This window comes from Paraburkholderia sp. BR10936 (genome assembly GCF_040965735.1).
GTDB lineage: Bacteria > Pseudomonadota > Gammaproteobacteria > Burkholderiales > Burkholderiaceae > Paraburkholderia > Paraburkholderia nodosa_A.
Genome location: NZ_JBFRCM010000101.1, coordinates 1 through 253, shown reverse-complemented (window position 1 = coordinate 253; position 253 = coordinate 1). Strand labels below are relative to the sequence as shown.

Here is a 253-nt window from a genome sequence, read left to right as displayed (position 1 = left end):
CCATCGGTGCTTCGCCGCGCAGCACGCGCTCGGCACGGCCAAGGTCGCCGTCCGAAATCGTCTTGTTGAAATACAGCCCGAGCAGGATCGACACCGGCGGCGGAATCTCCGCGCCCGACTCGAACCGCGTGGCAAAGCCGTCGATGCGCAGCCAGGGCTTGCCCGGCGCGGCGCGCAGGAAGGCAACCGGCGTGTGATTCATCTTGTCGCCCCGATAGACGTTGAACGCGCGCTGCGCCGCAATGCTCGCCTC

The 253-nt window shown here is 67.6% G+C and carries 1 pseudogene; it reads right to left on the bottom strand.

Annotation, left to right across the window (positions count from 1 at the left end):
- A pseudogene (locus AB4Y36_RS40595) lies at positions 1-244 on the bottom strand (hypothetical protein); the annotation flags it as partial.
- Positions 245-253 lie beyond the last annotated feature (9 nt).